This window comes from Pantoea sp. QMID4, assembly GCF_030270445.1.
GTDB lineage: Bacteria > Pseudomonadota > Gammaproteobacteria > Enterobacterales > Enterobacteriaceae > Pantoea > Pantoea vagans.
Map to the genome: position 1 here is coordinate 146,462 of NZ_BSXL01000004.1, position 24,394 is coordinate 170,855.

General features: G+C 56.0%; 27 protein-coding genes. 16 read left to right on the plus strand and 11 right to left on the minus strand.

Going from position 1 to position 24,394, the window contains the following annotated elements; all coding sequences use genetic code 11:
* Positions 1–56 precede the first annotated feature (56 nt).
* A complete protein-coding gene (ybjM, locus tag QSK07_RS10430; protein ID WP_098051093.1) occupies positions 57–422 on the plus strand; it encodes an inner membrane protein YbjM in 366 nt (121 codons plus the stop codon).
* Positions 423–511: 89 nt separating this feature from the next.
* Here ybjM and QSK07_RS10435 read toward each other — a convergent pair whose 3' ends face one another.
* The gene (locus QSK07_RS10435; protein ID WP_003849263.1) at positions 512–775 is read right to left on the minus strand and encodes a GrxA family glutaredoxin; all 264 of its coding nucleotides are present in this window, start codon (positions 773–775) and stop codon (positions 512–514) included.
* A 254-nt stretch (positions 776–1,029) separates the two neighbouring features.
* Here QSK07_RS10435 and QSK07_RS10440 point away from each other — a divergent pair, with 254 nt between their 5' ends.
* The 10 genes from QSK07_RS10440 (at position 1,030) to rlmC (ending at position 9,782) form a co-directional block, all read left to right on the plus strand.
* Complete coding sequence (locus QSK07_RS10440; RefSeq protein WP_502921709.1) at positions 1,030–1,212, plus strand: DUF1418 family protein; 183 nt, start codon at positions 1,030–1,032, stop codon at positions 1,210–1,212.
* Positions 1,213–1,290: 78 nt separating this feature from the next.
* The gene (gene nfsA, locus QSK07_RS10445) at positions 1,291–2,013 is read left to right on the plus strand and encodes an oxygen-insensitive NADPH nitroreductase (protein WP_285720745.1); all 723 of its coding nucleotides are present in this window, start codon (positions 1,291–1,293) and stop codon (positions 2,011–2,013) included.
* A gap of 19 nt (positions 2,014–2,032) precedes the next feature.
* Positions 2,033–2,935: a 30S ribosomal protein S6--L-glutamate ligase gene (rimK, locus tag QSK07_RS10450; RefSeq protein WP_285720744.1), complete on the plus strand. Its 903-nt coding sequence runs from the start codon at positions 2,033–2,035 to the stop codon at positions 2,933–2,935.
* A gap of 87 nt (positions 2,936–3,022) precedes the next feature.
* Positions 3,023–3,502, plus strand: a complete 480-nt coding sequence (locus QSK07_RS10455; protein ID WP_098051090.1) for a YbjN domain-containing protein — start codon at positions 3,023–3,025, stop codon at positions 3,500–3,502.
* A gap of 384 nt (positions 3,503–3,886) precedes the next feature.
* Positions 3,887–4,996 carry a spermidine/putrescine ABC transporter substrate-binding protein PotF gene (gene potF, locus QSK07_RS10460; RefSeq protein WP_285720743.1) on the plus strand — a complete coding sequence of 370 codons (1,110 nt, stop codon included), beginning with the start codon at positions 3,887–3,889 and terminating at the stop codon, positions 4,994–4,996.
* A 123-nt stretch (positions 4,997–5,119) separates the two neighbouring features.
* Positions 5,120–6,253, plus strand: coding sequence for a putrescine ABC transporter ATP-binding subunit PotG (gene potG, locus QSK07_RS10465; protein WP_098051088.1), 1,134 nt, complete (start codon positions 5,120–5,122; stop codon positions 6,251–6,253).
* A 9-nt stretch (positions 6,254–6,262) separates the two neighbouring features.
* Positions 6,263–7,225 (plus strand): putrescine ABC transporter permease PotH, encoded by a 963-nt coding sequence (gene potH, locus QSK07_RS10470; RefSeq protein ID WP_285720742.1) that lies wholly within the window; start codon positions 6,263–6,265, stop codon positions 7,223–7,225.
* On the plus strand, positions 7,222–8,067 hold the full coding sequence (potI, locus tag QSK07_RS10475) for a putrescine ABC transporter permease PotI (RefSeq protein WP_013357282.1): 846 nt from the start codon (positions 7,222–7,224) through the stop codon (positions 8,065–8,067). The genes potH and potI overlap by 4 nt, the downstream gene beginning before the upstream one ends.
* Positions 8,068–8,142: 75 nt before the next feature.
* Complete coding sequence (locus QSK07_RS10480; RefSeq protein WP_098051085.1) at positions 8,143–8,610, plus strand: YbjO family protein; 468 nt, start codon at positions 8,143–8,145, stop codon at positions 8,608–8,610.
* Positions 8,611–8,651: 41 nt separating this feature from the next.
* Complete coding sequence (gene rlmC, locus QSK07_RS10485) at positions 8,652–9,782, plus strand: 23S rRNA (uracil(747)-C(5))-methyltransferase RlmC (RefSeq protein ID WP_275219793.1); 1,131 nt, start codon at positions 8,652–8,654, stop codon at positions 9,780–9,782.
* Between the two features lie 21 nt (positions 9,783–9,803).
* Here rlmC and QSK07_RS10490 read toward each other — a convergent pair whose 3' ends face one another.
* The 6 genes from QSK07_RS10490 to QSK07_RS10515 form a co-directional block, all read right to left on the minus strand.
* On the minus strand, positions 9,804–10,535 hold the full coding sequence (locus tag QSK07_RS10490) for an arginine ABC transporter substrate-binding protein (RefSeq protein ID WP_098051083.1): 732 nt from the start codon (positions 10,533–10,535) through the stop codon (positions 9,804–9,806).
* A 115-nt stretch (positions 10,536–10,650) separates the two neighbouring features.
* Positions 10,651–11,319, minus strand: coding sequence for an arginine ABC transporter permease ArtM (gene artM, locus QSK07_RS10495; RefSeq protein WP_098051082.1), 669 nt, complete (start codon positions 11,317–11,319; stop codon positions 10,651–10,653).
* The gene (gene artQ, locus QSK07_RS10500; RefSeq protein ID WP_003849293.1) at positions 11,319–12,035 is read right to left on the minus strand and encodes an arginine ABC transporter permease ArtQ; all 717 of its coding nucleotides are present in this window, start codon (positions 12,033–12,035) and stop codon (positions 11,319–11,321) included. The genes artM and artQ overlap by 1 nt, the downstream gene beginning before the upstream one ends.
* 6 nt (positions 12,036–12,041) lie before the next feature.
* Positions 12,042–12,773: an arginine ABC transporter substrate-binding protein gene (artJ, locus tag QSK07_RS10505; RefSeq protein WP_098051081.1), complete on the minus strand. Its 732-nt coding sequence runs from the start codon at positions 12,771–12,773 to the stop codon at positions 12,042–12,044.
* A gap of 15 nt (positions 12,774–12,788) precedes the next feature.
* Complete coding sequence (gene artP, locus QSK07_RS10510) at positions 12,789–13,517, minus strand: arginine ABC transporter ATP-binding protein ArtP (RefSeq protein ID WP_098051080.1); 729 nt, start codon at positions 13,515–13,517, stop codon at positions 12,789–12,791.
* A 223-nt stretch (positions 13,518–13,740) separates the two neighbouring features.
* Positions 13,741–14,280, minus strand: a complete 540-nt coding sequence (locus QSK07_RS10515) for a lipoprotein (RefSeq protein ID WP_285720741.1) — start codon at positions 14,278–14,280, stop codon at positions 13,741–13,743.
* 106 nt (positions 14,281–14,386) lie between these two features.
* Between QSK07_RS10515 and QSK07_RS10520 the strand changes: the two genes are divergently transcribed.
* The gene (locus tag QSK07_RS10520) at positions 14,387–14,707 is read left to right on the plus strand and encodes a heavy metal-binding domain-containing protein (protein WP_003849304.1); all 321 of its coding nucleotides are present in this window, start codon (positions 14,387–14,389) and stop codon (positions 14,705–14,707) included.
* A complete protein-coding gene (locus QSK07_RS10525; protein WP_285720740.1) occupies positions 14,704–15,528 on the plus strand; it encodes an N-acetylmuramoyl-L-alanine amidase in 825 nt (274 codons plus the stop codon). The genes QSK07_RS10520 and QSK07_RS10525 overlap by 4 nt, the downstream gene beginning before the upstream one ends.
* Before the next feature lie 4 nt (positions 15,529–15,532).
* Here the strand turns inward: QSK07_RS10525 and ltaE are convergent, their stop codons facing one another.
* From ltaE to QSK07_RS10540, 3 genes are all read right to left on the minus strand, one after another.
* Positions 15,533–16,534 carry a low-specificity L-threonine aldolase gene (gene ltaE, locus QSK07_RS10530; RefSeq protein WP_098051077.1) on the minus strand — a complete coding sequence of 334 codons (1,002 nt, stop codon included), beginning with the start codon at positions 16,532–16,534 and terminating at the stop codon, positions 15,533–15,535.
* Between the two features lie 71 nt (positions 16,535–16,605).
* On the minus strand, positions 16,606–18,327 hold the full coding sequence (gene poxB, locus QSK07_RS10535; RefSeq protein ID WP_285720739.1) for a ubiquinone-dependent pyruvate dehydrogenase: 1,722 nt from the start codon (positions 18,325–18,327) through the stop codon (positions 16,606–16,608).
* Between the two features lie 130 nt (positions 18,328–18,457).
* Positions 18,458–19,357 carry a LysO family transporter gene (locus QSK07_RS10540; RefSeq protein WP_098051075.1) on the minus strand — a complete coding sequence of 300 codons (900 nt, stop codon included), beginning with the start codon at positions 19,355–19,357 and terminating at the stop codon, positions 18,458–18,460.
* 125 nt (positions 19,358–19,482) lie between these two features.
* Here QSK07_RS10540 and QSK07_RS10545 point away from each other — a divergent pair, with 125 nt between their 5' ends.
* Positions 19,483–21,120, plus strand: coding sequence for an ATP-dependent nuclease (locus QSK07_RS10545; RefSeq protein ID WP_285720738.1), 1,638 nt, complete (start codon positions 19,483–19,485; stop codon positions 21,118–21,120).
* 74 nt (positions 21,121–21,194) lie between these two features.
* On the opposite strand, the gene cspD is transcribed toward QSK07_RS10545, so the two are convergent.
* Complete coding sequence (cspD, locus tag QSK07_RS10550; RefSeq protein ID WP_098051073.1) at positions 21,195–21,416, minus strand: cold shock-like protein CspD; 222 nt, start codon at positions 21,414–21,416, stop codon at positions 21,195–21,197.
* Positions 21,417–21,729: 313 nt separating this feature from the next.
* Here cspD and clpS point away from each other — a divergent pair, with 313 nt between their 5' ends.
* Together clpS and clpA are read left to right on the plus strand one after the other, a co-directional pair.
* Positions 21,730–22,050: an ATP-dependent Clp protease adapter ClpS gene (gene clpS / locus QSK07_RS10555; RefSeq protein WP_285720996.1), complete on the plus strand. Its 321-nt coding sequence runs from the start codon at positions 21,730–21,732 to the stop codon at positions 22,048–22,050.
* A 52-nt stretch (positions 22,051–22,102) separates the two neighbouring features.
* Positions 22,103–24,379 carry an ATP-dependent Clp protease ATP-binding subunit ClpA gene (clpA, locus tag QSK07_RS10560; protein ID WP_098051072.1) on the plus strand — a complete coding sequence of 759 codons (2,277 nt, stop codon included), beginning with the start codon at positions 22,103–22,105 and terminating at the stop codon, positions 24,377–24,379.
* Positions 24,380–24,394: the final 15 nt, after the last annotated feature.

Genomic DNA, 24,394 nt, shown 5'->3' on the forward strand with positions numbered 1-24,394 from the left:
CGCATCAGGGATATCAGCAGGTTATTGTCGGGGTTACTTTTAATCAGTGGGGTGGTATGCCGCAGCGTTCTTATCTCTGGACTACCCGCCTGTGCGGCGTGGTGTTGTACAGTCTGGTATTTGTTTTAACCTGTCATTTCTGGCAGGTCGGTCCCGGCCCGCTTCGCGGTCAGCCCGAATTACTGCTCTTTATGTTACCCGGTATTGTGATGGCGTTGATGCAGGTGCAAAGCCCGTTAAAAAGCACGCTGCTGATGGGGCTCTGGGGAACGTTGCTGGCAGCACTGCTGCTCAATAACAGCCTGTTTATTCACAGCAGCGGACTGTTTGCCATCGCGTGGAGTCTTAGCGCGCTATTCTGGGCAGGCTGCGGGGCGCTGCTGGTGCGGTTAATGCAGATTGTAATGGCGTCACTTAACTAACACGGTGCCCGAGGGCTGACGTCAGTCAGAAAGCAAAAAGGCGAGACAGAGAAATCCTGCCTCGCCTCTATCATTCCGGTTATCTGCGCTTACGCGACAAATCCCAGATTCTCTTTGGTCCAGGCCGCAAACTCGGTGTAACCACCAATATGTTTTTCGTCCACGAAAATCTGCGGTACGGTGCTGACGGGTTTACCCGCGCTGGCTTCCAGATCGGCTTTAGTAATGCCTTCTGCATTAATATCAACATACTGATAGCTAAAGTCATCGCGCTCCGCGGTCAGTTTGTCGGCCAGTTCATGGGCACGGACACAGTAGGGACAGCCCGGACGACCAAAAATAACAGCAATCATTAAGAACTCCTTGCAGCGACGATTATGTGACGTGTATCACATGATCAAACAGAGAATGGCAACCATCATGCCCGCTCGTATCGCTTAAGGAAAGCAGGATTTGCCTGTTAGTCTGATGCCCGCACGCTATTGCCGCCGTTCAGGAAGCGTCTGAAACAAGGGCTTTTTCACGACTGCAAACCGTGTAACCCGCGCAATTTTTGGGTTGTTGACCATAATTGACGCTCAGTAAGCCGCAAGGGCAGGAGGATGTGATGCAAAGTGTGGCCAGATTACCCCGGTTTATCGTGGTGCTGGAGGCGGCTGGCGGCCTGTTAATTCTGGGTGCGCTGCTGCTGATTAACCACTGGCTGCCGCTGCCAGATCAGGCTGATGCCAGAACGCTGGCTACCGTGCTGTTCATCGCTGGCGTTGTGCTGATGCTGCCTGGCTATTGATGTGGCGCACCGCGAAAGCTATCGCACCACAGCTGTTCAATCAGATTGATAAAAAAAGATAATATTGCTGGAGACGTTATGACACCGACCATTGATTTACTGTGCAGCCACCGTTCAATCCGCGCCTTTACTGACCAGCCAGTCAGCGAAGCTCAGCGTGAAGCGATTATTAATGCGGCGCAATCGGCGTCCACATCCAGCTTTTTACAGTGCTCTTCTATAATCCGTATCACCGACAAAGCGCTGCGTGACAAGCTGGTGACGCTGACCGGTGGACAAAAGTGGGTCGCAGATGCTCCTGAGTTCTGGGTTTTCTGCGCGGACTTTAATCGCCACCTGCAGATTTGCCCGGACGCGCAACTGGGCCGTGCCGAGCAGTTGCTGCTGGGCTGCGTCGACACCGCCCTGATGGGGCAGAATGCGATGGTCGCAGCGGAATCGCTGGATCTGGGCGGCGTCTTTATCGGCGGAATTCGTAACAGCATCGTGGAAGTAACCGAATTGCTGGGTCTGCCGAAATTTGTGCTGCCGCTGTTTGGTTTCTGCCTGGGGCATCCGGAGTCAAAGCCGGACGTCAAACCGCGTATGCCGCATGCGATGCTGGTGCATGAAAACCGCTATCAGCCTCTGGATGCGACAGTGCTGGCCGAATATGACAGCCGCACGGAACTCTACTATCAGCAGCGCGACAGCAACCAGCGCAGCGAAACCTGGAGCGAGCTGATCCAGCGGCTGATTATTAAAGAGACGCGTCCTTTTATGCTCGATTATCTGCATCAGCAGGGCTGGGCCACGCGTTAATGCACAGGGGAGAGCTGCGATGAAGATAGCCATTCTGTCGCGCGATGAGACGCTCTACTCCAGTCGGCGATTGCGTGACGAGGCCGCTGCACGCGGCCACGCGGTGCAAATCATCGATCCGCTCTCCTGCTATATGAATATCAATCCCGCCACCCCAGCGGTTCACTATTGTGGTGAACCGCTGGGCCATTTCGACGCGGTTATTCCGCGCATTGGCAATGCCATTACCTTTTACGGTACGGCAGTGCTGCGACAGTTTGAGATGTGCGGCAGCTATCCGCTGAATGAGTCCGCCGCGATTACCCGTACCCGGGACAAATTGCGCTCGCTGCAGCTGCTGGCACGCGAAGGCATCGACATGCCGGTCACCGGCTTTGCCTCCTCACCCGATGACACTGACGATCTGATCGCGATGGTGGGCGGTGCGCCGCTGGTGGTTAAGCTGGTAGAAGGCACCCAGGGTGTTGGTGTGGTGCTGGCGGAGACGCGTCAGGCGGCCGGGAGCGTCATCGATGCCTTCCGCGGCCTGAATGCCCATATCCTGGTGCAGGAATTCATTAAAGAAGCAAAGGGACGAGATATTCGCTGTCTGGTGATTGGCAATCAGGTGGTGGCAGCGATAGAGCGGGTGGCGAAAGAGGGCGATTTCCGTTCTAACCTGCATCGCGGCGGTAAAGCGTATCCGATAGCGATCACGCCACAGGAGCGGCAGATCGCTGTGAAAGCAGCGGCCACCCTCGGGCTGGAAATCGCCGGTGTCGATATTCTGCGTGCGCATCGCGGTCCGCTGGTGATGGAAGTGAACGCCTCGCCCGGGCTGGAAGGCATTGAAACCAGCAGCGGTCTTAACATTGCTGCGCTGATGATTCTGCGGATTGAGCAGCAGGCCACCCCCGGGCTCCGTCCTAAAACCGCTGGCTGACACGCGCTTTTCAGCAGTTTTCGTGGCATCGCCGCGCATTTTTCCGTAAGCTAAGTCGCCTGTTTATCACCCCACTGGGATTTTACGATGGATTCTCTTGTCGTTCCGGATATCGACCTGCTGCGTCGCTGGCTGGATCAGCAAAATATCACCTGGTTCGAATGCGATGCCTGTCAGGCACTTCATCTGCCGCACATGCAAAACTTCGATGGGGTGTTTGACGCCAAAATCGATCTGGTCGACAACGTCATTCTGTTTTCGGCGCTGGCTGAAGTTAAGCCAACGGCGCTGATTCCGCTGGTTGGCGATCTGTCGCAAATCAATGCCAGTTCACTGACGGTGAAAGCCTTTATCGACATTCAGGATGATAATCTGCCGAAGCTCATTGTCTGTCAGTCAATGACCACTACCGCCGGATTAACCTTTGGTCAGTTCTCACACTTTATGAAACAGAGTGAAGAACAAATATCCATGGTGATCCTGGAGGCCTTTGCCAATAATCTGCTGATTGTGGGTGAAGAAGAAGAGCACGTTCCGGTGGCCAGCGTTCATTCTGTGCTGCACTAAGCCCGATAGGGTCACCCATTAAGCCGTCCCTGAGACGGCTTTTTTATGCCCGTGATTTGCCGCCACCTTTTTTTATTCTGCATTTTGCCCTTTACCGCCACATATTTGTCGTGGTTTATGCCATCAAAGCCGAACCTCATAGCTCAAACATGCATAAAATATCGGTTTCAGGCGTTTTTTACGCTGGGGTCTGGTGAAGCCTGACAGGGGGGGCTATGCTTGCGGGGCTGTAACAGACGTGTAACTGCGTCCCAGCTATAGGATTTTGCTATTAAACTCCCGCTGAATAATGATTCATTGTGTCACTGACGTATTGTACAGAACGCAATGCAGGGATCTCAGGTTTGCAGCGTTGAAATGACCCGCTCAGGAGGATGGAAAAATATGTTCAACTCACGTCAGAAATGGCTGTCAGCTTTGGTAGCTGCTGCGCTGATGGCCGCGTCGGCCAGCAGTATGGCGGAAGATAAAACGCTGCACGTCTACAACTGGTCCGATTATATTTCGCCAGATACCGTCCCGAACTTTGAAAAGCAGTCTGGCATTAAAGTGGTCTACGATGTGTTTGACTCCAACGAAGTGCTGGAAGGCAAACTGATGGCGGGCAGTACCGGCTACGATGTCGTGGTGCCATCTTCCAGCTTCCTGGCGCGTCAGCTGCAGTCCGGCGTATTCCAGCCGCTGGACAAGAGCAAACTGCCTAACTACAAAAACCTTGATCCGGCGCTGATGGAAAAAGTGGCGCAGCACGATCCGGGTAATAAATATGCCATTCCATATCTCTGGGGCACCACCGGTATCGGTTACAACATCGACAAGGTTAAAGCCGCACTGGGCGCCGATGCGCCGGTCAACAGCTGGGATCTGGTTCTGAAGCCGGAAAATCTGGAGAAGCTGAAAAGCTGTGGCGTCTCCTTCCTGGATGCACCGGAAGAGATCTTCGCCACCGTGCTCAACTATCTGGGTAAAGATCCGAATTCCTCGGATTCTAAAGAGTATTCCGGCGCAGCGACCGACCTGCTGCTGAAGCTGCGTCCGAATATCCGCTACTTCCATTCGTCGCAGTACATCAACGATCTGGCTAACGGTAACATCTGTGTGGCCATCGGCTGGTCGGGCGATATTCTGCAGGCAAAAAACCGTGCCGACGCGGCGAAAAACGGCGTGCATCTGGGCTACAGCGTGCCGAAAGAGGGGGCTCTGGCCTTCTTCGATATGATGGCGATCCCGAAAGATGCGAAAAACCTCGACGGCGCTTACGCCTGGCTGAACTACATCATGGATCCGAAAGTGATCGCTGATGTCTCCAACAAAATGAACTACGCCAACGGCAACAAAGCGTCGCTGCCGCTGATCAATGCCGACGTCCGCAACAACCCGGGTATCTTCCCGACGCCAGAAGCGATGTCGAAATTGTTCGTGCTGAAAGTCCAGGATCCGAAACTGGATCGTGTGCGTACCCGCGCATGGACTAAAGTAAAAAGTGGTAAGTAGTTCGTCCTTAACGGATTGACCTGTCACGCATCAGCAACAGAGGCGCAACCCCGGCCTCTGTTGTGCCATTTTTAGCGGCAAACTTCGCCGCAATGTTCCGCCTGGCTCCGGAGAGAACCCTTTGTGAACGATGCCATTTCCCGTCCTCAACATAAAACCGCAAAGGCGTTAACGCCGCTGCTGGAAATTCGCAACCTGACCAAATCCTTTGACGGGCAGCACGCCGTGGATGATGTCAGTCTGACCATTTATAAAGGTGAAATCTTTGCCCTGCTGGGCGCTTCGGGCTGTGGGAAATCCACGCTGCTGCGTATGCTTGCCGGTTTTGAGCCCCCAACAAGCGGCCAGATTGTGCTGGATGGTCAGGATCTGTCGCACGTTGCTCCCTATCAGCGTCCGATCAACATGATGTTCCAGTCTTACGCACTGTTCCCGCACATGACGGTAGAGCAGAACATCGCCTTTGGTCTGAAGCAGGATCGGCTGCCGAAAGGGGAGATCACCAGCCGCGTCGCTGAAATGCTGGCACTGGTGCATATGCAGGAGTTTGCAAAACGCAAACCGCATCAGCTCTCCGGTGGTCAACGTCAGCGCGTAGCGCTGGCACGCAGCCTGGCGAAACGGCCAAAACTGCTGCTGCTCGATGAGCCAATGGGCGCACTGGACAAAAAACTGCGCGACAGGATGCAGCTGGAAGTGGTCGATATTCTGGAGCGTGTGGGCGCGACCTGCGTGATGGTGACGCACGACCAGGAAGAGGCGATGACGATGGCGGGCCGTATCGCGATTATGAATCGCGGTAAATTCGTGCAGATTGGCGAGCCGGAGGAGATTTACGAGCATCCAACCAGCCGCTACAGTGCCGAATTTATTGGGTCGGTTAACGTCTTTGAAGGCTTACTGCGTGAACGTCAGGCAGATGGTCTGGTGATTGAGAGTCCTGGCCTGATGCATCCGCTGAAAGTCGACTCCGATGTTTCGGTAGTGGATAACGTGCCGGTGCATGTCGCATTGCGTCCGGAAAAAGTCATGCTGTGCGACGACGTGCCTGCCGATGGCTGTAACTTTGCGGTGGGCGAAGTGGTTCACATCGCCTATCTCGGCGACCTCTCCATTTTCCATGTCCGTCTGCACAGCGGACAGATGATCAGCGCACAGTTGCAAAACGCGCATCGCTACCGCAAAGGGTTGCCGACCTGGGGTGATGAAGTCCGCCTCTGCTGGGAAAGCGACAGCTGCGTGGTGTTGACAGTTTAAGGAGCGGCTATGAGCCAGATTTTCCAACGCGCTAAAGCGCCCGCCCGACTGGTCGGCACGCCGCTGCAACGCTGGGCCACGCGGGTAAAAATGCAGCATGGCCGCAAGCTGGTGATCGCACTGCCTTATGTCTGGCTGGTGCTGTTATTCCTGCTGCCTTTTCTGACGGTGCTGAAGATCAGCTTCGCGGACATTGCGCGAGCGATTCCCCCTTACACCGAGCTGGTGAGCTGGGCTGACGACCAGTTCAGTATTGTGCTCAACTTCAGCAACTACCTGACGCTGACCGACGATCCGCTCTACATTGACGCCTATCTGCAGTCGCTGAAAGTGGCGGCGATCTCGACCGTCATCTGTCTGCTGATTGGCTATCCGCTTGCCTGGGCCGTGGCGCACAGCAAGCCGTCGATGCGCACCATCCTGCTGCTGCTGGTGATCCTGCCGTCATGGACCTCGTTTCTGGTGCGCGTCTACGCCTGGATGGGCCTGCTAAATAACAACGGTATTCTGAACCGGTTCCTGCTGTGGCTGGGCGTGATCGATCATCCGCTGGTGATCCTCTACACCAATACCGCGGTCTATATAGGTATCGTCTACTGCTATCTGCCGTTTATGGTGCTGCCGATTTATACCGCGCTAACCCGTATCGACTACTCACTGGTGGAAGCCTCACTGGATCTGGGTGCACGCCCGCTGAAGACCTTTTTCAGCGTGATTGTGCCGCTGACCAAAGGCGGCATTATTGCCGGGTCGATGCTGGTGTTTATTCCGGCGGTGGGGGAGTACGTGATCCCTGAACTGCTGGGTGGCCCGGACAGCATCATGATTGGCCGTATCCTGTGGCAGGAGTTCTTCAATAACCGCGACTGGCCGGTGGCCTCCGCGCTGGCGGTGATTATTCTGCTGATCCTGATTTTGCCAATCATCTGGTTCCATAAGCATCAAAACCGTGAAATGGGAGAGAAGGCATGAATAATTTGCCAACCATCCGCTCGCCCTGGCGTACCGGCATTCTGGTCTGCTGCTTCCTTTTCCTCTATGCGCCGATGCTGCTGCTGGTGGTTTACTCCTTCAACAGCTCACCGCTGGTGACAGTGTGGGACAGCTTCTCATTCCACTGGTACAAAGTGCTGTTTGAGGACAGCGCGATGATTGACGCGGTGCTACTGAGTCTGAGCATTGCCGGGCTGTCGGCCACCATGGCGGTGGTGCTGGGCACACTGGCGGCGGTGATCATTGTGCGCTTTGGTCGTTTCCGTGGGCACAACGGTTTTGCTTTTATGCTGACGGCGCCGCTGGTGATGCCCGATGTGATTACCGGCCTGTCGCTGCTGCTGCTGTTTGTGGCCATGGGCAACGCTTTTGGCTGGCCGAGTGAGCGCGGGATGCTGACCATCTGGCTGGCGCACGTCACATTCTGTACCGCCTATGTGGCGGTGGTAATCAACTCGCGTCTGCGTGAACTGGACCGCTCAATCGAAGAGGCGGCGATGGATTTAGGCGCGACGCCGCTGAAGGTCTTTTTCGTCATTACCGTGCCGATGATTGCGCCAGCAATTGTGACCGGCTGGCTGCTGGCATTTACCCTGTCACTTGACGATCTGGTGATCGCCAGCTTTGTGACTGGCCCGGGGGCCACCACGCTGCCGATGGCGATCTTCGCTACCGTACGCCGCGGCGTGAACCCGGAAATCAATGCGCTGGCTTCATTGATCCTGTTTGTGGTCGGTTTAGTCGGTTTTATCGCCTGGCGATTCATGGCGCACGAAGAAAAACAGCGTTTAAGCGATATTCAGAAAGCTAAACGTGGCTGAAATACGTAACCTTTGCCACTATATGAACGGGCCGGTTTAACCGGCCCGTTTTTCGATCAGGTGGAGCCAGGGACTATGTCAGAAATCTTCAAAAGCAGTGCAACGCTTTCAGACGCACCGGTTCCGGTGACGGTCGCGGGCATTGCTATTATTGCGACCCGCTGCCTGAGCGTACTGATGCTGGCCAATGAGCTGGGTTACAGTGAAATCGCTAACTTTGTTCATCGCAGCGCCCAGTCCTGGGACGCTACGCTTATTTTTATCGCCAGCCAGCTGATCTTCCTGTTCGAACTGCGCTGCGCCTTTACCCTGATGCGCGGCAGTAACCGTGGCCGCTGGGGATATGTGGCAACCCAGGTGATAGTGCTCTGCTATATGCTGGTCGCCTCGCTGGGCGGGATCTACCCCGAGATTTTCAGCATTGATGGCGACAATAACGTCCAGATTATCCACCACACCCTGTCGCAGAAAATCCCGGATCTGGTCGTGCTAATGTTGCTGTTTCTGCCTGCCAGCAGCCGCGCTTTTTTCAGAAAGCGGTGATACAATCGCGCTCCGCCCGACCCCATCGTTAAGGCTTTACCATGCACTGCGCGCTTTATGACGCTAACCGTTGCCGCTCCTGTCAGTGGCTGGAAAAACCCTATCCCACTCAGCTGAACGACAAACAGTCGATGCTGGAGCAGCTACTGGCTGAACAGCCGGTTGCGGTCTGGCTGCCGCCGGTAACATCAGCGCAGCAGGCATTTCGTAACAAAGCCAAAATGGTGGTCAGCGGCAGCGTCGAGCGTCCGGTGCTGGGTCTTATTCACCGTGATGGTGAGCCGGTCGATCTCTGCGACTGTCCGCTCTATCCCGCCAGCTTTCAGCCGGTGTTTGCAGCGCTTAAGCCCTTTATCGCCCGTGCCGGGCTGACGCCTTACAACGTGGCGCGTAAACGCGGCGAACTCAAATTTCTGCTGATCACCGAGAGCCAGCAGGGCGGCGTGATGCTGCGTTTTGTCCTGCGCTCAGCCGCCAAGCTGGAACAGCTGCGTGCGGCATTGCCGTGGCTGCAACAGCAGTTACCGCAGCTGGCGGTGATCTCGGTCAATATTCAGCCGGTGCATATGGCGATTCTGGAGGGAGAAGAGGAGATTGCACTCACGACCGATCAGTCGCTGGCAGAGAACTTCAATGGCGTGCCGCTGTGGATCCGCCCGCAGAGCTTCTTTCAGACCAACCCGCAGGTTGCCAGCGCACTCTATGCCACCGCGCGCGACTGGGTGCGTGCGCTGCCGGTTAACAGCATGTGGGATCTCTTCTGCGGCGTAGGTGGTTTTGGCCTGCACTGCGCGACACCGCAGATGGAACTGACCGGCATCGAGATTAGCGCTGAGGCGATTAAATGCGCCCGACGTTCTGCTGAAATGCTGGGGCTGGAAAAAGTGCAGTTTGCGGCGCTGGATTCGACGGCGTTTGCCACCAGACGCGACGCAGTGCCGCAGCTGGTGCTGGTGAATCCGCCGCGCCGTGGGATGGGTGAGGCGCTGTGTGACTATCTCAGCCAGATGGCTCCGGACTATCTGATCTATTCAAGCTGTAATCCGCAGACCATGACGCAGGATATTGCCCGGCTGAGTGACTATGAGGTTACAAAAGTGCAGCTGTTCGACATGTTCCCGCACACCGCGCATTTTGAAGTGCTGACGCTGTTAACCCGCCGTCAGCACTAAGTCCGGAGTTTCACCCGGTCCTTACTCCGGGAACCACTTTTGATTGAGCTGCTGCCAGCTGCCGTTGGCTTTCAGTTCAGTCAGTGCCTGATTGAACCGATCGCGCAGCGCCATATTGCCTTTGCGCACGGCAATGCCAAGGCCGGTACCGAAGTAGTCTGCATCCGTGACATGTTCACCGACCGTGGCGAGATCCGGATTGGTCTTCAGCCATTGATTCACTACCGCGCTGTCGCCAAACACGCCATCCAGCCGGCCACTTTTCATATCCAGAATCGCATTCTGATAGCTGTCATACGCCACCACTTTCACTTCCGGATGCTTATCCTGCAGGTATTTCTGGTGGGTGGTGCCGTTTTCAACGCCGATGCGCTTTTCTTTCAAATCACCAAAGCTGCTGAACCGGCCTTTGGGCGCGATCACGATGGCGGAATTAGCGTAATAGGGCTGGGTAAAATCGACCTGCTTGCTGCGCTCCGTGGTGATATCCATACCGGAAATCACGGCGTCATAGCGGCGAAATTTCAGTGACGGAATCAGGCTGTCGAAGGCATTGTTAGTGAAGGTACACTCCGCTTTCATCTGCTGGCACAGCGCTTTAGCCAGATCGATATCAAACCCGACGAGGTTATTTCCTTTGTCCAGAGATTCAAAGGGCGGATAGGTTGCTGAAGCAGCGAAGCGAATCGTTTCCGCAGCCTGCGCGGTCACTGCCAGCGAAGCCAGCGCAGCAGCGATAATCCATTTTTTCATTTTATGATTCCTGTGATGTGGTCAGCCAGAGAAGGCGATACCCTGCCATAAAATGAATTTTTATGCAATTATAGTGGGTTTTCAGGCGAAAGGGGCGAGCAGCCTCGCCCGGTATTCAGTTACGCCGTTCAAAGGCCAGGGCACGTTTTTCGATCAGGCGCATCATCAGCGTCAGCAAACCATTAACGCAGAGATAAATCAGACCCGCCGCGGCATAGACCGTAATATCATAGGTGCGACCATAGAGCAGCTGGCCGTGGCCCATGACTTCCATCAGGGTGATGGTGTAGGCCAGCGAGGTGCCTTTAAACACCAGCACCACTTCATTGGAGTAGGAGGAGAGGGCGCGTTTAAATGCATAAGGCAGCAGAATGCGCAGGGTATCTTTGCGGCTCATACCGAGTGCTGCGCACGACTGCCACTGTCCGGAAGGAATCGCCCGGACCGCACCGTAAAACAGCTGCGTGGTATAAGCCGCACTGTTCAGCGAGAGCGCCAGCATCGCGCACAGCCACGGCTGCGACAGTAAATGCCACAGCCAGGGGATCTGCTGGAGCGAGGGGAACTGTCCCGGACCGTAGTAGATCAGGAAGATCTGCACCAGCAACGGCGTACCGGTAAACAGCGTGATAAACCCTTTTACCAGCGGATTCAGTACCGGCGTCTTCAGCGACAGCACCACGGTGAAGAGCAGCGCGAGCAGCAGTGCCACTACCAGCGAGGCCGCCGTCAGCGTCAGGCTGGTGTGCAGCCCTTTCAGGAGTTCGGGCAGATAGGCCAGCATTAGCTGTTCCCCCGTTCAAAGCGGGTGGTGCGCAGTTCGATGCGGCGTAACACCGCCTGGCTGAACAGCGTAATCACTAAGTAGATCGCGGCCGCCACCAGGAACCAGGTAAACGGCTCCTGGGTACGCGTCGCGATACTTTTGGTTTGCAGCATCAAATCGTTGACGCTGATTAGCGAAACCAGCGCGGTATCTTTCAGCAGTACCAGCCACTGATTACCCAGACCGGGCAGGGCGTGACGCCACATCTGCGGCATAATCAGCCGGAGAAAAATGGCCGATTTTTTCATGCCCAGCGCCTGACCCGACTCCCACTGACCGACCGGCACCGCTTTGAGTGCGCCGCGCAGCGTCTGTGAGGCGTAGGCGGCATAGAGCATCGCCAGCGCAATCACACCGCACAGGAACGGACTGACATCGAAGTTCTCTATCTGCATCTGAACCGGCAGCGTAAACAGCCCGAAGTTCAGCGTGAAACCATCAGAGAGGGTGAGCAGCAGCTGTGAAGCGCCAAAATAGATAAACAGCACCACCAGAATTTCCGGCAGGCCACGGATCAGCGTCACCAGACCGGTGCCTATCCACGCCAGCGGCCTCAGGCGCAGCGACTCCCAGCCAGCGAATATCATCGCCAGCACCAGGCCCGCGATGAGAGCACAAACAGCAAGGCCGACGGTCATACCGGCGGCGCTTGCGAGGGTCATCATTTCATTCATCAGAGATTACTGCTGGAACCATTTGCTGTAGATGGTTTTGTAAGTGCCATCTGCTTTGATCTTATCCAGCGCGCCATTGAATTTGCTCTGCAACTCGGTGTTGCCGGTGCGCACGGCGATGCCCAGACCGGTACCAAAGTAGGCTTTGTCCGTCACTTTGTCACCGACGGCCGCCAGTGCAGGGTTCTGCTTCAGCCATTCGTTGACCACGGCGGTGTCACCGAACACGGCATCAATACGACCGTTTTTCAGATCCAGAACGGCATTCTGATAGCTGTCGTAAGGCACAGTGGTAATGTCGCTGTGTTTTTCCGTCAGGTATTTCTGATGGGTGGTGCCGTTCTGAACGCCTACGCGTTTGCCTTTCAGGGACTCAACGCTGGCCACTTTGCCTTTCTGGGCCACAAACAGCGCTGAATTGTCATAGTAAGGTTTGGTGAACAGGACCTGCTTTTCACGCTCCGGCGTGATATCCATGCCCGCCATCACCGCATCAAAGCGGCGAAACTTCAGGCTCGGGATCAGGCTGTCGAATGCCTGATTGGTGAAGGTGCAGGTAGCATCAATCTCTTTACACAGCGCATTGGCCAGATCGACATCAAAGCCCTGGATCTTATTGTCCGCATCCACAAACTCAAAAGGAGGATAAGAGGCTTCGGTCGCAAAACGAATCGTCTGTGCCGCGGTAGCGCTCAGGCTAAAACCGGCAAGCAGTGCAGCAAGTACCATTTTTTTCATTTTTAGCATCCTGACTTAGTGCGAAAGATAGTGAGCAAACGCGTCGGTTTGCGGCTGTGTAAAGCGGCTGGCATCGCCCTGTTCCACAATGTGACCGTTCTCCATATAAACCACGCGGCTGGCCGTTTTACGTGCCACTTCCACTTCATGGGTCACGATCACCTGGGTAATGCGTGTCTGCGCCAGTTCGCGAATGATACTGACAATCTGTGCGGTAATTTCAGGGTCCAGCGCGGCCGTCGGCTCATCGAACAGCAGCACCTGTGGCTCCATCATCAGCGCACGGGCAATGGCCACACGCTGCTGCTGCCCCCCGGAGAGATGGAGCGGAAAGCGATCGCTGTAGGGCGTCAGGCGCAGCCGGTCAAGCAGTTTATCGGCGCGGGCGCGGGCGTCGCTTTTACTGAGGCCCAGAACCCGGCAGGGCGCTTCGATCAGATTCTGTAGCACGGTCAGATGTGGCCAGAGATTATATTGCTGGAACACCATGCCGACGTTCTGACGCAGTTCGCGAATCGCGGCATCAGACGGTTTCTGCGTGAAGTCGAACTGATTGCCGGCAATCTGCAACTGACCTGAACGGGGCTGCTCCAGCAGATTAAGCACCCGCAACAGCGAACTCTTGCCCGCACCGCTGGGCCCCAGCAGCACCAGGGTCTCGCCTTGCGGACACTCAAGGTTGATGTCGAACAGCGCCTGATGAGCACCGTAGAAGCAGTTTATTGCGTTTAGTTGAATACTCATGCGCCAGATTTGAATAGCTATTAGTGTCGCGGATTTTAACGTCACCAGAATAGTTATGCAATTAAGGTGGGTTAAAATTTGTAAAACAGCAGGTAAACAGCAAAAGCTTAGCACAATATCATGCGCTGTCTGGCGTCAGTAAAAGGCCCTGTAGCGGGTAGTGGCAATAAAAAAAGCGCAGTCACCTGCGGTGGCTGCGCTTCTCATAACCGTTGAGTCTGAATTATTTTTTTGATTTTTCAAGCATCTGGCTCAGGCTACCGCCCTCGGCATGCGCAGGATTCGCCATGTAGCGCACGTCGTCAACGACCCAGCAGGTGCCCTGATGGATCATCAGCACTTCATCCTGCCACTGTTTGCCGTCGCGGCTCAGATCGACCCGCAGCGGAATGTTGCGTGCATCACGGTTCGGAATGGTGGAGGCATCGGCGACGCTGGCAGCTGTCGGACCCTGTGACAGGCTGGAGAAGAGATCGCCATTGCGCCATTGTGAGCCGGCATTACTGCCGCTGGCCGCCTGCAGGGAGTGATAAAGCGCATCACTCAGGTAAGGGCGATATTTTGCCAGCGTGTTGCTGTCGGGCAGACCCTGCACAGGCTGCCCGACACGCAGGTCGTAAAACTTCTGGGCTACCTGGTCAGGACCGCCGTCAATGCAGGGGGCGGTGCGCGGGCCATTATCCTTAATGACTGGCTCAACGGTGGTACAGGCGCTGAGCAGCAGGGCCGCCGGGATCATTAGCGCAAACGCGTTGTTTCTCATCTCGATTTCCTTATGGTTCTCTGGCAAGGTGCCCTTTTTAGCATAGAGTATAGCCGTGCTTTTTAGTCGAAAGAGCCTTAGCCCGGTTTACAACAAGGAGAATGCGATGAAATTTTCAACAACCCCAACGCTGGAAGGTCATAGCATCAGTGAATATTGCGGTGTGGTAACTGGAGAAGCGATTCTCGGTGCCAACATCTTCCGTGATTTTTTCGCGGGCATTCGTGATGTGGTCGGTGGCCGTTCCGGCGCGTATGAGAAAGAGCTGCGTAAAGCGCGGGAGATCGCGTTTGAAGAGCTGGAAGAGCAGGCGAAAGCGCTGGGTGCCAACGCGGTGGTCGGTATCGACATTGATTACGAAACGGTCGGCAAAGATGGCAGCATGCTGATGGTCAGCGTCAGCGGCACGGCGGTGATCATTCGTTGAAACGCGGGCTGTGGCTGATACTGGCGCTGCTGCTGGCGGGCTGTCACTCCGGGATGGAATCGCGTGACGGCTACTGGGCCGATCTGCGGCATCCGGCACAGGGCGCGCGACCGCGAGTGAAGGTGATTGTGGTCCACTACACCGCCGAGGATTTTTCTTCGTCGCTGGCGACCCTCACCGATCGGGAAGTCAGCGCCCACTATCTGATCCCCCGCCAGCCGCCACAGCACGCCGGTAAAGGCGTTATCTGGCAGCTGGTGCCGGAGCAGCAGCTCGCCTGGCATGCCGGGCCCAGCTTCTGGCGTGGAGCCACCCGCATCAATGACACCTCGATTGGCATTGAACTGGTGAACCGGGGCTATCGCCGGACGCTGACCGGCCTCGAATGGCAGCCCTTTACCGCCGCGCAGATCACCACGCTGGAGGCGCTGGTGCGGGATATTGCACAGCGTTACGGCATCCCACCAGAAAACATTATCGGGCACAGTGATATCGCGCCGCAGCGTAAGCAGGATCCCGGTCCGCTGTTCCCCTGGCAGCAACTGGCGCAGCGCGGACTCGGTGCCTGGCCCGATGCCGGACGGGTGCGGTTTTATTTAGCGGGTCAGGATCCGCACGCCCTGGTGCTCGTACAGCCCCTTATGGAAAGCCTGCAACGCTACGGTTATTCAGTGACAGCGGGGATGAGTGCGCGTGAGCAGCAGAAAGTGATTGCCGCGTTTCAGATGCATTTCCGGCCTGCGGATTATCGCGGTCAGCCCGATGCCGAAACCGCCGCGATAGCTGCCGCGCTACTGGAGAAGTATGGCGCGGCGGAATAGCGGATTACTGCTGGAGAAACGCCTTCCAGTGGGCGACAACCTGCTTCAGCGCTGCACGGTCCGCATCCAGATGAGTAACCAGTCGGGTGCGTGTTCCCACGCTGATTAACACGCCACGTGCCTTCATCCATTCGCCTAAGGGTTTGACCTGGGCTTCCGGCACCGCTACAAACAGCATGTTGGTCTGCTGATCGATGACGCTGACGCCCAGCTCATGCAACTGCTGTCCCAGCCAGGCGGCATTGTCATGATCCTCCTGCAGTCGCGCCACGTTGTGCTCCAACGCATAGAGACCCGCCGCCGCCAGAATACCCACCTGACGCATGCCGCCGCCGGTCATTTTGCGCCAGCGACGGGCGCGCTCAATCAGCGCCGTGTCGCCGCACAGCAGCGAACCGACGGGCGTACCCAGACCTTTAGAGAGACAGATGGTCAGGGTGTCACAGTAGTGGGCGATCGCCGCCAGCGTGGTCTTCTGCGCGACTACCGCGTTAAAAATGCGCGCGCCATCGATGTGCAGCGCCAGCTGATGCGCGCGGGTAAAGGTCCAGGCCTGTTCCAGATAATCCAGCGGCAGTACTTTACCGTGGTGGGTGTTCTCCAGACTCAGCAGGCGGGTGCGGGCAAAGTGAATATCATCCGGCTTAATGGCCGCTGCCACCACATCGAGCGGCAGGGTGCCATCGTCGGCGGCCAGCACCGGCTGCGGCTGAATGCTGCCCAGCACCGCCGCTCCGCCCGCTTCATATTTGTAATTATGTGCCTGCTGACCGACGATATATTCATCGCCGCGCTCGCAGTGGCTGAGTAACGCCACCAGGTTTGCCTGGGTGCCGGTCGGGAAAAACAGCGCTGCGGTTTTGCCGCTCAGCCGTGCAGCTTCCGCCTCCAGCGCATTCACGGTGGGATCGTCACGGTAGACGTCATCACCGGTTTCGGCTGACATCATCGCGCTTAACATGGCGGCGCTGGGCCGGGTCACGGTATCACTGCGTAAATCGATCACCTTATGCTCCTGGATGTGGCGAAAGAGAAAAAAAAGGCGGGCATCGCGCCCGCCTGGATGGAACTTCTGTTTTACCGCAGCCAGTTGGTTTTCGCCAGTTCTACCACCTCATCACCGCGACCGTTCATGATGGCGCGCAGCATGTAAAGACTGAAGCCTTTGGCCTGCTCCATTTTGATCTGCGGCGGCATCGCCAGCTCCTCTTTGGCGGTGATGACATCCACCAGCACCGGGCCATCATGGGCGAACGCCTGCTCCAGCGCGCCATTCAGTTCCGACGCTTTTTCTACCCGGATACCATGAATGCCGCAGGCCTGGGCGATAGCGGCAAAATCGGGATTCTCCAGCTCCGTGCCATCGGTGAGATAGCCGCCGGCCTTCATCTCCATCGCCACAAAGCCCAGTACGCTATTGTTAAAGATCACCAGTTTTACCGGCATTTTCAGCTGCGCCAGCGAGATAAAATCGCCCATAAGCATACTAAAACCGCCGTCGCCGCACAGCGCAACGACCTGACGGTTGCGATCGATTGACTGCGCGCCCAGTGCCTGTGGCATCGCATTCGCCATCGAGCCATGGTTAAACGAACCCAGCAGGCGACGTTTGCCGTTCATCTTCAGGTAACGCGCCGCCCAGACGGTCGGTGTTCCGACATCACAGGTAAAGATAGCGTCGTCACTGGCGTAGTGGCTGATCTGTTGTGCCAGATATTGCGGGTGGATCGGCTGCTTGTCGTTGGGCTGCGCCAGCTCGTCCAGACTTTTACGCGCCTCGCCATAGTGCTTAACTGCGCTATCGAGGTGGCTGCGATCGCTTTTGTGCGTCAGTTGCGGCAGCAATGCCTGCAGCGTGCTTTTCACATCGCCGACATAAGCCTGATCGACGTGACAATGTGATCCCAGGCTGCCCGGATTAATATCAATCTGAATGATCTTAGCTTTTTCGGGATAGAAGGCGCGGTAGGGAAACTGGGTGCCGAGCAATACCAGCGTCCCGGCATTCATCATGGCGTGGAAACCGGATGAGAAGCCAATCAGTCCGGTCATGCCAACATCATAAGGGTTGTCATATTCGATGTGTTCCTTACCGCGCAGCGCATGGACGATAGGCGCTTTCAGCGCTTCGGCCAGCGCGACCACTTCCTGATGCGCACCGGCGCAGCCACTGCCGCACAGCAGCGTAATATCGGTGGCGTCATTCAGCGTCTGTGCCAGCCGGGCCAGTTCGGCGGGCTGAGGCAGGACCTGCGGCAACTGCGGCGGATACCACTCAGTGCTGGCGCTTTCCGGTGCCGGTTTCAGCGCCACGTCACCAGGCAGTACCACAACTGAGACGCCACGATTCAGAATCGCTTTTCGCATTGCAATGCCCAGCACCTGCGGTAACTGCTCAGGATTCGAGACCAGCTCACAGTAGTGGCTGCATTCGCGGAACAGCTCCTGCGGATGGGTTTCCTGGAAATAGCCGCTGCCGATTTCGCTGGAGGGGATATGCGCCGCAATCGCCAGAACCGGGACGCGGTTGCGATGACAGTCGAACAAACCGTTAATCAGATGTAAGTTGCCTGGCCCGCAGGAACCGGCGCAGACCGCCAGTTCGCCGCTGATATGGGCTTCCGCACCCGCCGCAAAGGCGGCCACTTCTTCATGGCGCGTTGGCATCCATTCGATGGTGCCCATGCGATTGAGACTGTCGCTCAGGCCGTTAAGGGAGTCCCCGGTGACACCCCAGATGCGTTTAACGCCCGCGCTTTCCAGCGTTTTGGCGACCAGCGCCGCCACGGTTTGTTTCATGCTCTTCTCCTTTGTCAGCCCGTACTAAAGAGTGACGTGACCAGAACCGAAAAAAGAAGCGTAGACGACAGGGCAGAAAAACAGACGTGAAAAAATGCGCTGGCAGAGCTCAGCGCATCTCAGACAGGATTCAGGCAGAGAAGAAGGCGATCAGAATCGGGGCCAGCAGACTCATGACAAAGCCGTGCACAATGGCGGCCGGAACAATTTCATTACCGCCCGCCCGCTGCAGGACCGGCAGGGTAAAGTCCATTGAGGTGGCACCGCACAGGCCGAGTGCACTGGAGCGATGACGGCCAATCAGTGCCGGAATCAGCATGATCGCCACCAGTTCACGCACCAGATCGTTGAAGAAGGCGGCGCTGCCAATGACCGGCCCAAAGGCTTCGGTCATCAGAATACCGGAGAGAGAATACCAGCCAAAGCCGCTGGCTAACGCCAGACCGGTCTTCAGTGGTATGCCCAGCACCAGCGTGGCAATCATGCCGCCGATTAGCGCGCTGACCAGCACGACAACGGCCACCAGCATGCCACGACGGTTCAGGATGATTTGCCGCAGCGTCATGCCGCTGCCGCGCAGCTGAATGCCCACCAGAAACAGCAGGAAGATCAGCGCGTACTCGCTGGCTGTCGAGGCGTGATGCAGCAGTGGCCACTGGGTCAGCCCAAGCAAAAAACCAAGGACAACGACGCCGCACAGCTTGAGGGAGTCCAGCGCCATATGCAGTCGCGATGGCAGTTTCTCCTGCCGGTGCGCATGCTGCCAGGGGGCATACTTTTCCAGTCCGCGCAGCGCCAGCAGGTTGCACAGCAGAATGCAGAACGCCGCTACCAGCGCGGTGTGAAAGACCGCCAGCAGGTTGCTGCTCAGATTGTCGAGAAAAGCCAGGCTGATGCCCATAAAGAACAGAATGACGTAAACCATCCAGCCCAGCAGCTGATTTACCCGGCGCAGGGTGGTGATTTTACGGAACGGTAACAGCCAGCCGGCGATCAGCGGCAGCAGAATAATCAGAAGTCCGGAGTACATATCAATGCCATCCATGGGGGAAGAGGCCACACGCTAGCGAAAAAGCGTATCGGAGTAAACCCCATAGCAGCTTGACCGGTTCGCTGGCGGCAACCATGCTGTTTATAACCTGAGGACGGACGCCTATGATTCTGGAACATATCGATATTCGCGGTTTCCGCGGCATCAATAAACTCTCACTCCCTTTAACCCGGACCAATCTGCTGATTGGTGAAAATGCGTGGGGGAAATCCAGCCTGCTGGATGCCCTGAGCCTGCTACTTTCGCCCCATGAACCGGCCTATGTTTTTACCCAGGCTGATTTCCATTTCACCCCAGGCGATGTGACCGATCCCATGCGCCGTCTGTCAGTGGTATTTCATTTTCGCGATGATGGCAGCGACCCGGATGCGGTGCTCTCGGCCTTCTGGCAGCACGATACTCAGGGCCAGCGTCGGCTTTATTACAGCGTCAGCGCGACCTGGCGTGACAGCGGCATCGAGACCCGACGCCGTTTCGTTGATGTGAACGCACAGCTGTTGCCTGAACAGCACTGCGCGGCGGCCATTGATCTGCTGCTGAAACGCTATCCGGTGCTGCGATTACGCGATGCGCGCTTTAGTAAGCGCACGCGTAATAGTGCGCCGGTGGCGACTCCCCATCCTGAGCTGCTGGCGGGCATGACGTCGCTGGCGCGCGATCTGGAGCGCCATCCTCAGCAGCTCAGTGATGAGGTGCTGCGACAGGGGCTGAAGACCATGCAGCAACTGATGCAGCACTACTTTCTGGTGCAGCTGCCCGATGCGGGCAACGGACTCTGGTCACGGGATCCGCAGACACGCGACGGGGAAAAGGGATGGCGGGCGCTGGATCATCTCAATCAGCTGATTGCCGGAACCGACTCCCGCAGCCGTCAGCTGATCCTGCTGCAGATGTTTACCCTGCTGATTGAGGCGCGAGGCGACGTCCCGCTGGCCGCTGATGCCCGGCCGCTGCTGCTGATAGAAGATCCGGAAACCCGGCTGCATCCGATTATGCTGTCGGTGGCATGGAACCTGCTAAGGCTGTTGCCGCTGCAAAAAATTGCCACCACCAATTCCGCTGAGCTGCTGTCTCAGGTGCCGGTAGAGAATGTCTGTCGTCTGGTACGCGGCTCCTCGCGCGTGACGGCCTGGCGCATCGGTCCGGAGGGACTGAGTGCCGAAGAGAGCCGACGCATCGGCTTCCATATTCGTGTTAACCGGCCTGCTGCGCTGTTTGCCCGTTGCTGGCTGCTGGTGGAGGGGGAAACCGAAGTCTGGATCATGAATGAGCTGGCACAGCAGTGCGGTTACAACTTCGCGGCTGAAGGGGTAAAAGTAATTGAGTTTGCTCAGTCGGGCTTAAAGCCGCTGCTGAAGTTTGCCCGCCGCATGGGCATCGCCTGGCATGTGCTGACAGACGGCGATCAGGCGGGTAACAAATATGCCAGCACCGCACGGACGCAGTTACAGCCCGGCGATCCTGAGCCGCGTTTTCTGACGCAGCTACCGGCGCTGGATATGGAGAATTTTCTCTATCATCAGGGTTTCCAGGATATCTATCATCAGATGGCGCACCTGCCGTTAAACGTTCCGATGAGTTCCAGGCGTATTATTACTAAAGCGATTCATCAGAGCTCCAAGCCAGAACTGGCGATCGCAGTGGCGACGTCGGCGGCGGAACGCGGGCCGGAGGCCATCCCGCCGTTAATACGGCAGATGTTTGCCCGGGTGATCGGGCTGGCGCAGCGCCAGGCAGATTAAGTCTGCTCCGGAAAGAAAAATGCCAGCGGCACTGGCTGGCATTTTTGCGTCACTATTCAGAGGTGGGGTAAGTATCACGCCACGGCCTGTATCTCAACCGGCACGATGAGGCTGGCGTGATTGCCTTTCGGACCTTCATGAACGTCGAACTGAACCTGCTGGCCTGCCTTTAGCGTGCGGTAGCCTTCCATCTGAATGGTGGAGTAGTGTGCAAAAATATCTTCGCCACCGCCAACCGGACAGATAAAGCCAAAGCCTTTGGAATTATTGAACCATTTAACTGTGCCCGTCTCCATGCTTTTACTTCCCTCGCAAGACATTTTATAAGTAGGTGAGGTCTTACAGGCTGTGAGTCGGATTTGATTAAAACTCAATCAGCGTGTGCAGGTAGAATGTAGAGAAAGCGCCGCTGGCGTCAAGCAAACCACCGGGCCAGGTGGGGAAAAAATCATCAAAATTTGAGGTAGTTAACGCTATTAGAAATTTTGTGATGCAGGTCGCGCAAGGGAATTTCTGAATAAATTTTCAGCAGCGACCAGGAGCTTGACAGGCATGTTAAACTCTCAACATGTAGCCATCAGGCTCAAAGCAAAATCTCAACGGAACACTATGGCAAACACAAATGACTGGCTTAACTTTGAACATCTGGCCGAAGACAAAGTACGCGAAGGGTTAAAGCCGCCTTCTATGTATAAAGTCATTCTGAATAATGACGATTATACACCTATGGAATTTGTTATTGACGTCGTACAAAAGTTCTTTTCTTATGATGTTGAACGTGCAACGCAGCTGATGTTGAAAGTTCACTATCACGGCAAGGCGACCTGTGGTGTATTTACTGCAGAAGTCGCCGAAACAAAAGCGGCCCAGGTGAACAACTATGCGCGGGAAAACCATCATCCGTTGCTGTGTACGCTGGAAAAAGCCTGAACCAGGCTCCATATAGGAAACTGGTAAGGGCGATAATTGGGGGAGGTGCCTAATGCTCAATCAAGAACTGGAACTCAGTTTAAATATGGCTTTCGCCAGAGCGCGTGAGCACCGTCATGAGTTTATGACCGTCGAGCATCTGTTACTGGCGTTGCTCAGTAACCCGTCGGCCAGAGAGGCACTGGAAGCCTGTACGGTGGACATTGTGGCTCTGCGGCAGGAACTCGAAGCCTTCATCGAACAAACCACGCCGGTGCTGCCTGCCAGTGAAGAGGAGCGTGATACACAACCAACGCTCAGCTTCCAGCGCGTCCTGCAGCGTGCGGTTTTCCATGTCCAGTCATCCGGTCGCAGCGAAGTCACTGGGGCAAATGTGCTGGTCGCCATCTTCAGCGAGCAGGAGTCGCAAGCGGCCTATCTGTTACGCAAACATGAAGTCAGCCGCCTTGATGTGGTGAATTTCATCTCTCATGGTACGCGCAAAGACGAGCCGGGCCAGGCGCCAGGCGCTGAAAATCCGGTTAACGAAGAGCAAGCAGGCGGGGAGGAGCGTATGGAAAACTTCACCACCAATCTTAATCAGCTTGCTCGCGTCGGTGGTATTGATCCACTGATTGGTCGCGATAAAGAGCTGGAACGTACCATTCAGGTGTTGTGCCGTCGCCGTAAAAACAACCCGCTGCTGGTGGGGGAATCGGGTGTGGGTAAAACCGCCATTGCAGAAGGTCTTGCCTGGCGCATCGAGCAGGGCGACGTACCGGAAGTGATGAAAGACTGCACCATCTACTCGCTGGATATCGGTTCACTGCTGGCGGGCACTAAATACCGTGGTGACTTTGAAAAACGTTTCAAAGCGCTGCTGAAGCAGCTGGAACAGGACGAACACAGCATTCTGTTTATCGATGAGATCCATACCATCATCGGTGCAGGTGCCGCGTCCGGCGGCCAGGTTGATGCCGCTAATCTGATCAAACCACTGCTTTCTTCGGGCAAGATTCGCGTGATGGGTTCCACCACGTATCAGGAATTCAGCAACATCTTCGAAAAAGATCGTGCTCTGGCGCGTCGCTTCCAGAAGATCGATATCACGGAGCCTTCCGTTGAAGAGACGGTGCAGATCCTGAACGGCCTGAAAACCAAGTACGAAGCGCATCACGATGTGCGTTATACCGCGAAAGCGGTGCGTGCAGCCGTGGAACTGGCGGTGAAATATATCAACGATCGTCATTTGCCTGACAAGGCCATTGATGTGATTGATGAAGCGGGTGCGCGTGCGCGCCTGATGCCAGCCAGTAAGCGTAAGAAAACCATCAATGTCTCTGACATTGAAACCGTGGTGGCCCGTATTGCCCGTATTCCTGAGCAAAGCGTGTCGGCAACCGATCGCGATACGCTGAAAAATCTGGGCGATCGCCTGAAGATGCTGGTGTTTGGTCAGGATAACGCCATTGAGGCGCTGACCGAAGCAATCAAAATGAGCCGCGCCGGTCTGGGTCAGGATCGTAAGCCGGTCGGGTCCTTCCTGTTTGCCGGACCAACCGGTGTGGGTAAAACGGAAGTCACCGTGCAGCTGGCGAAAGCACTGGGCATTGAGCTGCTGCGCTTTGATATGTCTGAGTATATGGAGCGTCACACCGTCAGTCGTCTGATTGGTGCGCCTCCGGGTTACGTCGGATTTGATCAGGGTGGCCTGCTGACGGATGCGGTAATCAAGCATCCTCACGCGGTCGTGCTGCTGGATGAGATTGAGAAAGCGCACCCGGATGTCTTTAACCTGCTGCTGCAGGTGATGGACAACGGCATGCTAACCGACAACAACGGTCGTAAAGCGGACTTCCGCAACGTGGTGCTGGTCATGACCACCAACGCCGGTGTGCGTGAGACTGAACGTAAGTCGATTGGCCTGATTCATCAGGACAACAGCACCGATGCGATGGAAGAGATCAAAAAGATCTTTACGCCAGAGTTTCGTAACCGTCTTGACAACATTATCTGGTTCAGTCATCTGTCACCAGAGGTGATCCATCAGGTGGTCGACAAGTTTATTGTCGAGTTGCAGGCGCAGCTGGATGCGAAAGGCGTGTCGCTGGAAGTCAGCGATGAAGCGCGTGACTGGCTGGCTGAGAAAGGCTACGACAAAGCGATGGGCGCACGTCCGATGGCGCGCACCGTGCAGGACAGCCTGAAGAAACCGTTAGCTAACGAACTGCTGTTTGGTTCGCTGGTGGATGGCGGCTCAGTATCAGTCGCGCTGGATCGTGAGAAAGGTGAACTCACCTATCACTTCATGAGTGCTGAAAAACGAAAAACCGAAGGCACTGTGCATTAATCACCTGCTACAAAG

Coding starts and splice junctions, on each gene's coding strand:
- ybjM (WP_098051093.1), top strand. CDS start 57: ATGCCGCAGCGTTCTTATCTCTGGACTACCCGCCTGTGCGGCGTGGTG.
- QSK07_RS10435 (WP_003849263.1), bottom strand. CDS start 775: ATGATTGCTGTTATTTTTGGTCGTCCGGGCTGTCCCTACTGTGTCCGT.
- QSK07_RS10440 (WP_502921709.1), top strand. CDS start 1,030: ATGCAAAGTGTGGCCAGATTACCCCGGTTTATCGTGGTGCTGGAGGCG.
- nfsA (WP_285720745.1), top strand. CDS start 1,291: ATGACACCGACCATTGATTTACTGTGCAGCCACCGTTCAATCCGCGCC.
- rimK (WP_285720744.1), top strand. CDS start 2,033: ATGAAGATAGCCATTCTGTCGCGCGATGAGACGCTCTACTCCAGTCGG.
- QSK07_RS10455 (WP_098051090.1), top strand. CDS start 3,023: ATGGATTCTCTTGTCGTTCCGGATATCGACCTGCTGCGTCGCTGGCTG.
- potF (WP_285720743.1), top strand. CDS start 3,887: ATGTTCAACTCACGTCAGAAATGGCTGTCAGCTTTGGTAGCTGCTGCG.
- potH (WP_285720742.1), top strand. CDS start 6,263: ATGAGCCAGATTTTCCAACGCGCTAAAGCGCCCGCCCGACTGGTCGGC.
- potI (WP_013357282.1), top strand. CDS start 7,222: ATGAATAATTTGCCAACCATCCGCTCGCCCTGGCGTACCGGCATTCTG.
- QSK07_RS10480 (WP_098051085.1), top strand. CDS start 8,143: ATGTCAGAAATCTTCAAAAGCAGTGCAACGCTTTCAGACGCACCGGTT.
- rlmC (WP_275219793.1), top strand. CDS start 8,652: ATGCACTGCGCGCTTTATGACGCTAACCGTTGCCGCTCCTGTCAGTGG.
- QSK07_RS10490 (WP_098051083.1), bottom strand. CDS start 10,535: ATGAAAAAATGGATTATCGCTGCTGCGCTGGCTTCGCTGGCAGTGACC.
- artM (WP_098051082.1), bottom strand. CDS start 11,319: ATGCTGGCCTATCTGCCCGAACTCCTGAAAGGGCTGCACACCAGCCTG.
- artQ (WP_003849293.1), bottom strand. CDS start 12,035: ATGAATGAAATGATGACCCTCGCAAGCGCCGCCGGTATGACCGTCGGC.
- artJ (WP_098051081.1), bottom strand. CDS start 12,773: ATGAAAAAAATGGTACTTGCTGCACTGCTTGCCGGTTTTAGCCTGAGC.
- artP (WP_098051080.1), bottom strand. CDS start 13,517: ATGAGTATTCAACTAAACGCAATAAACTGCTTCTACGGTGCTCATCAG.
- QSK07_RS10515 (WP_285720741.1), bottom strand. CDS start 14,280: ATGAGAAACAACGCGTTTGCGCTAATGATCCCGGCGGCCCTGCTGCTC.
- QSK07_RS10520 (WP_003849304.1), top strand. CDS start 14,387: ATGAAATTTTCAACAACCCCAACGCTGGAAGGTCATAGCATCAGTGAA.
- poxB (WP_285720739.1), bottom strand. CDS start 18,327: ATGAAACAAACCGTGGCGGCGCTGGTCGCCAAAACGCTGGAAAGCGCG.
- QSK07_RS10540 (WP_098051075.1), bottom strand. CDS start 19,357: ATGTACTCCGGACTTCTGATTATTCTGCTGCCGCTGATCGCCGGCTGG.
- QSK07_RS10545 (WP_285720738.1), top strand. CDS start 19,483: ATGATTCTGGAACATATCGATATTCGCGGTTTCCGCGGCATCAATAAA.
- cspD (WP_098051073.1), bottom strand. CDS start 21,416: ATGGAGACGGGCACAGTTAAATGGTTCAATAATTCCAAAGGCTTTGGC.
- clpS (WP_285720996.1), top strand. CDS start 21,730: ATGGCAAACACAAATGACTGGCTTAACTTTGAACATCTGGCCGAAGAC.
- clpA (WP_098051072.1), top strand. CDS start 22,103: ATGCTCAATCAAGAACTGGAACTCAGTTTAAATATGGCTTTCGCCAGA.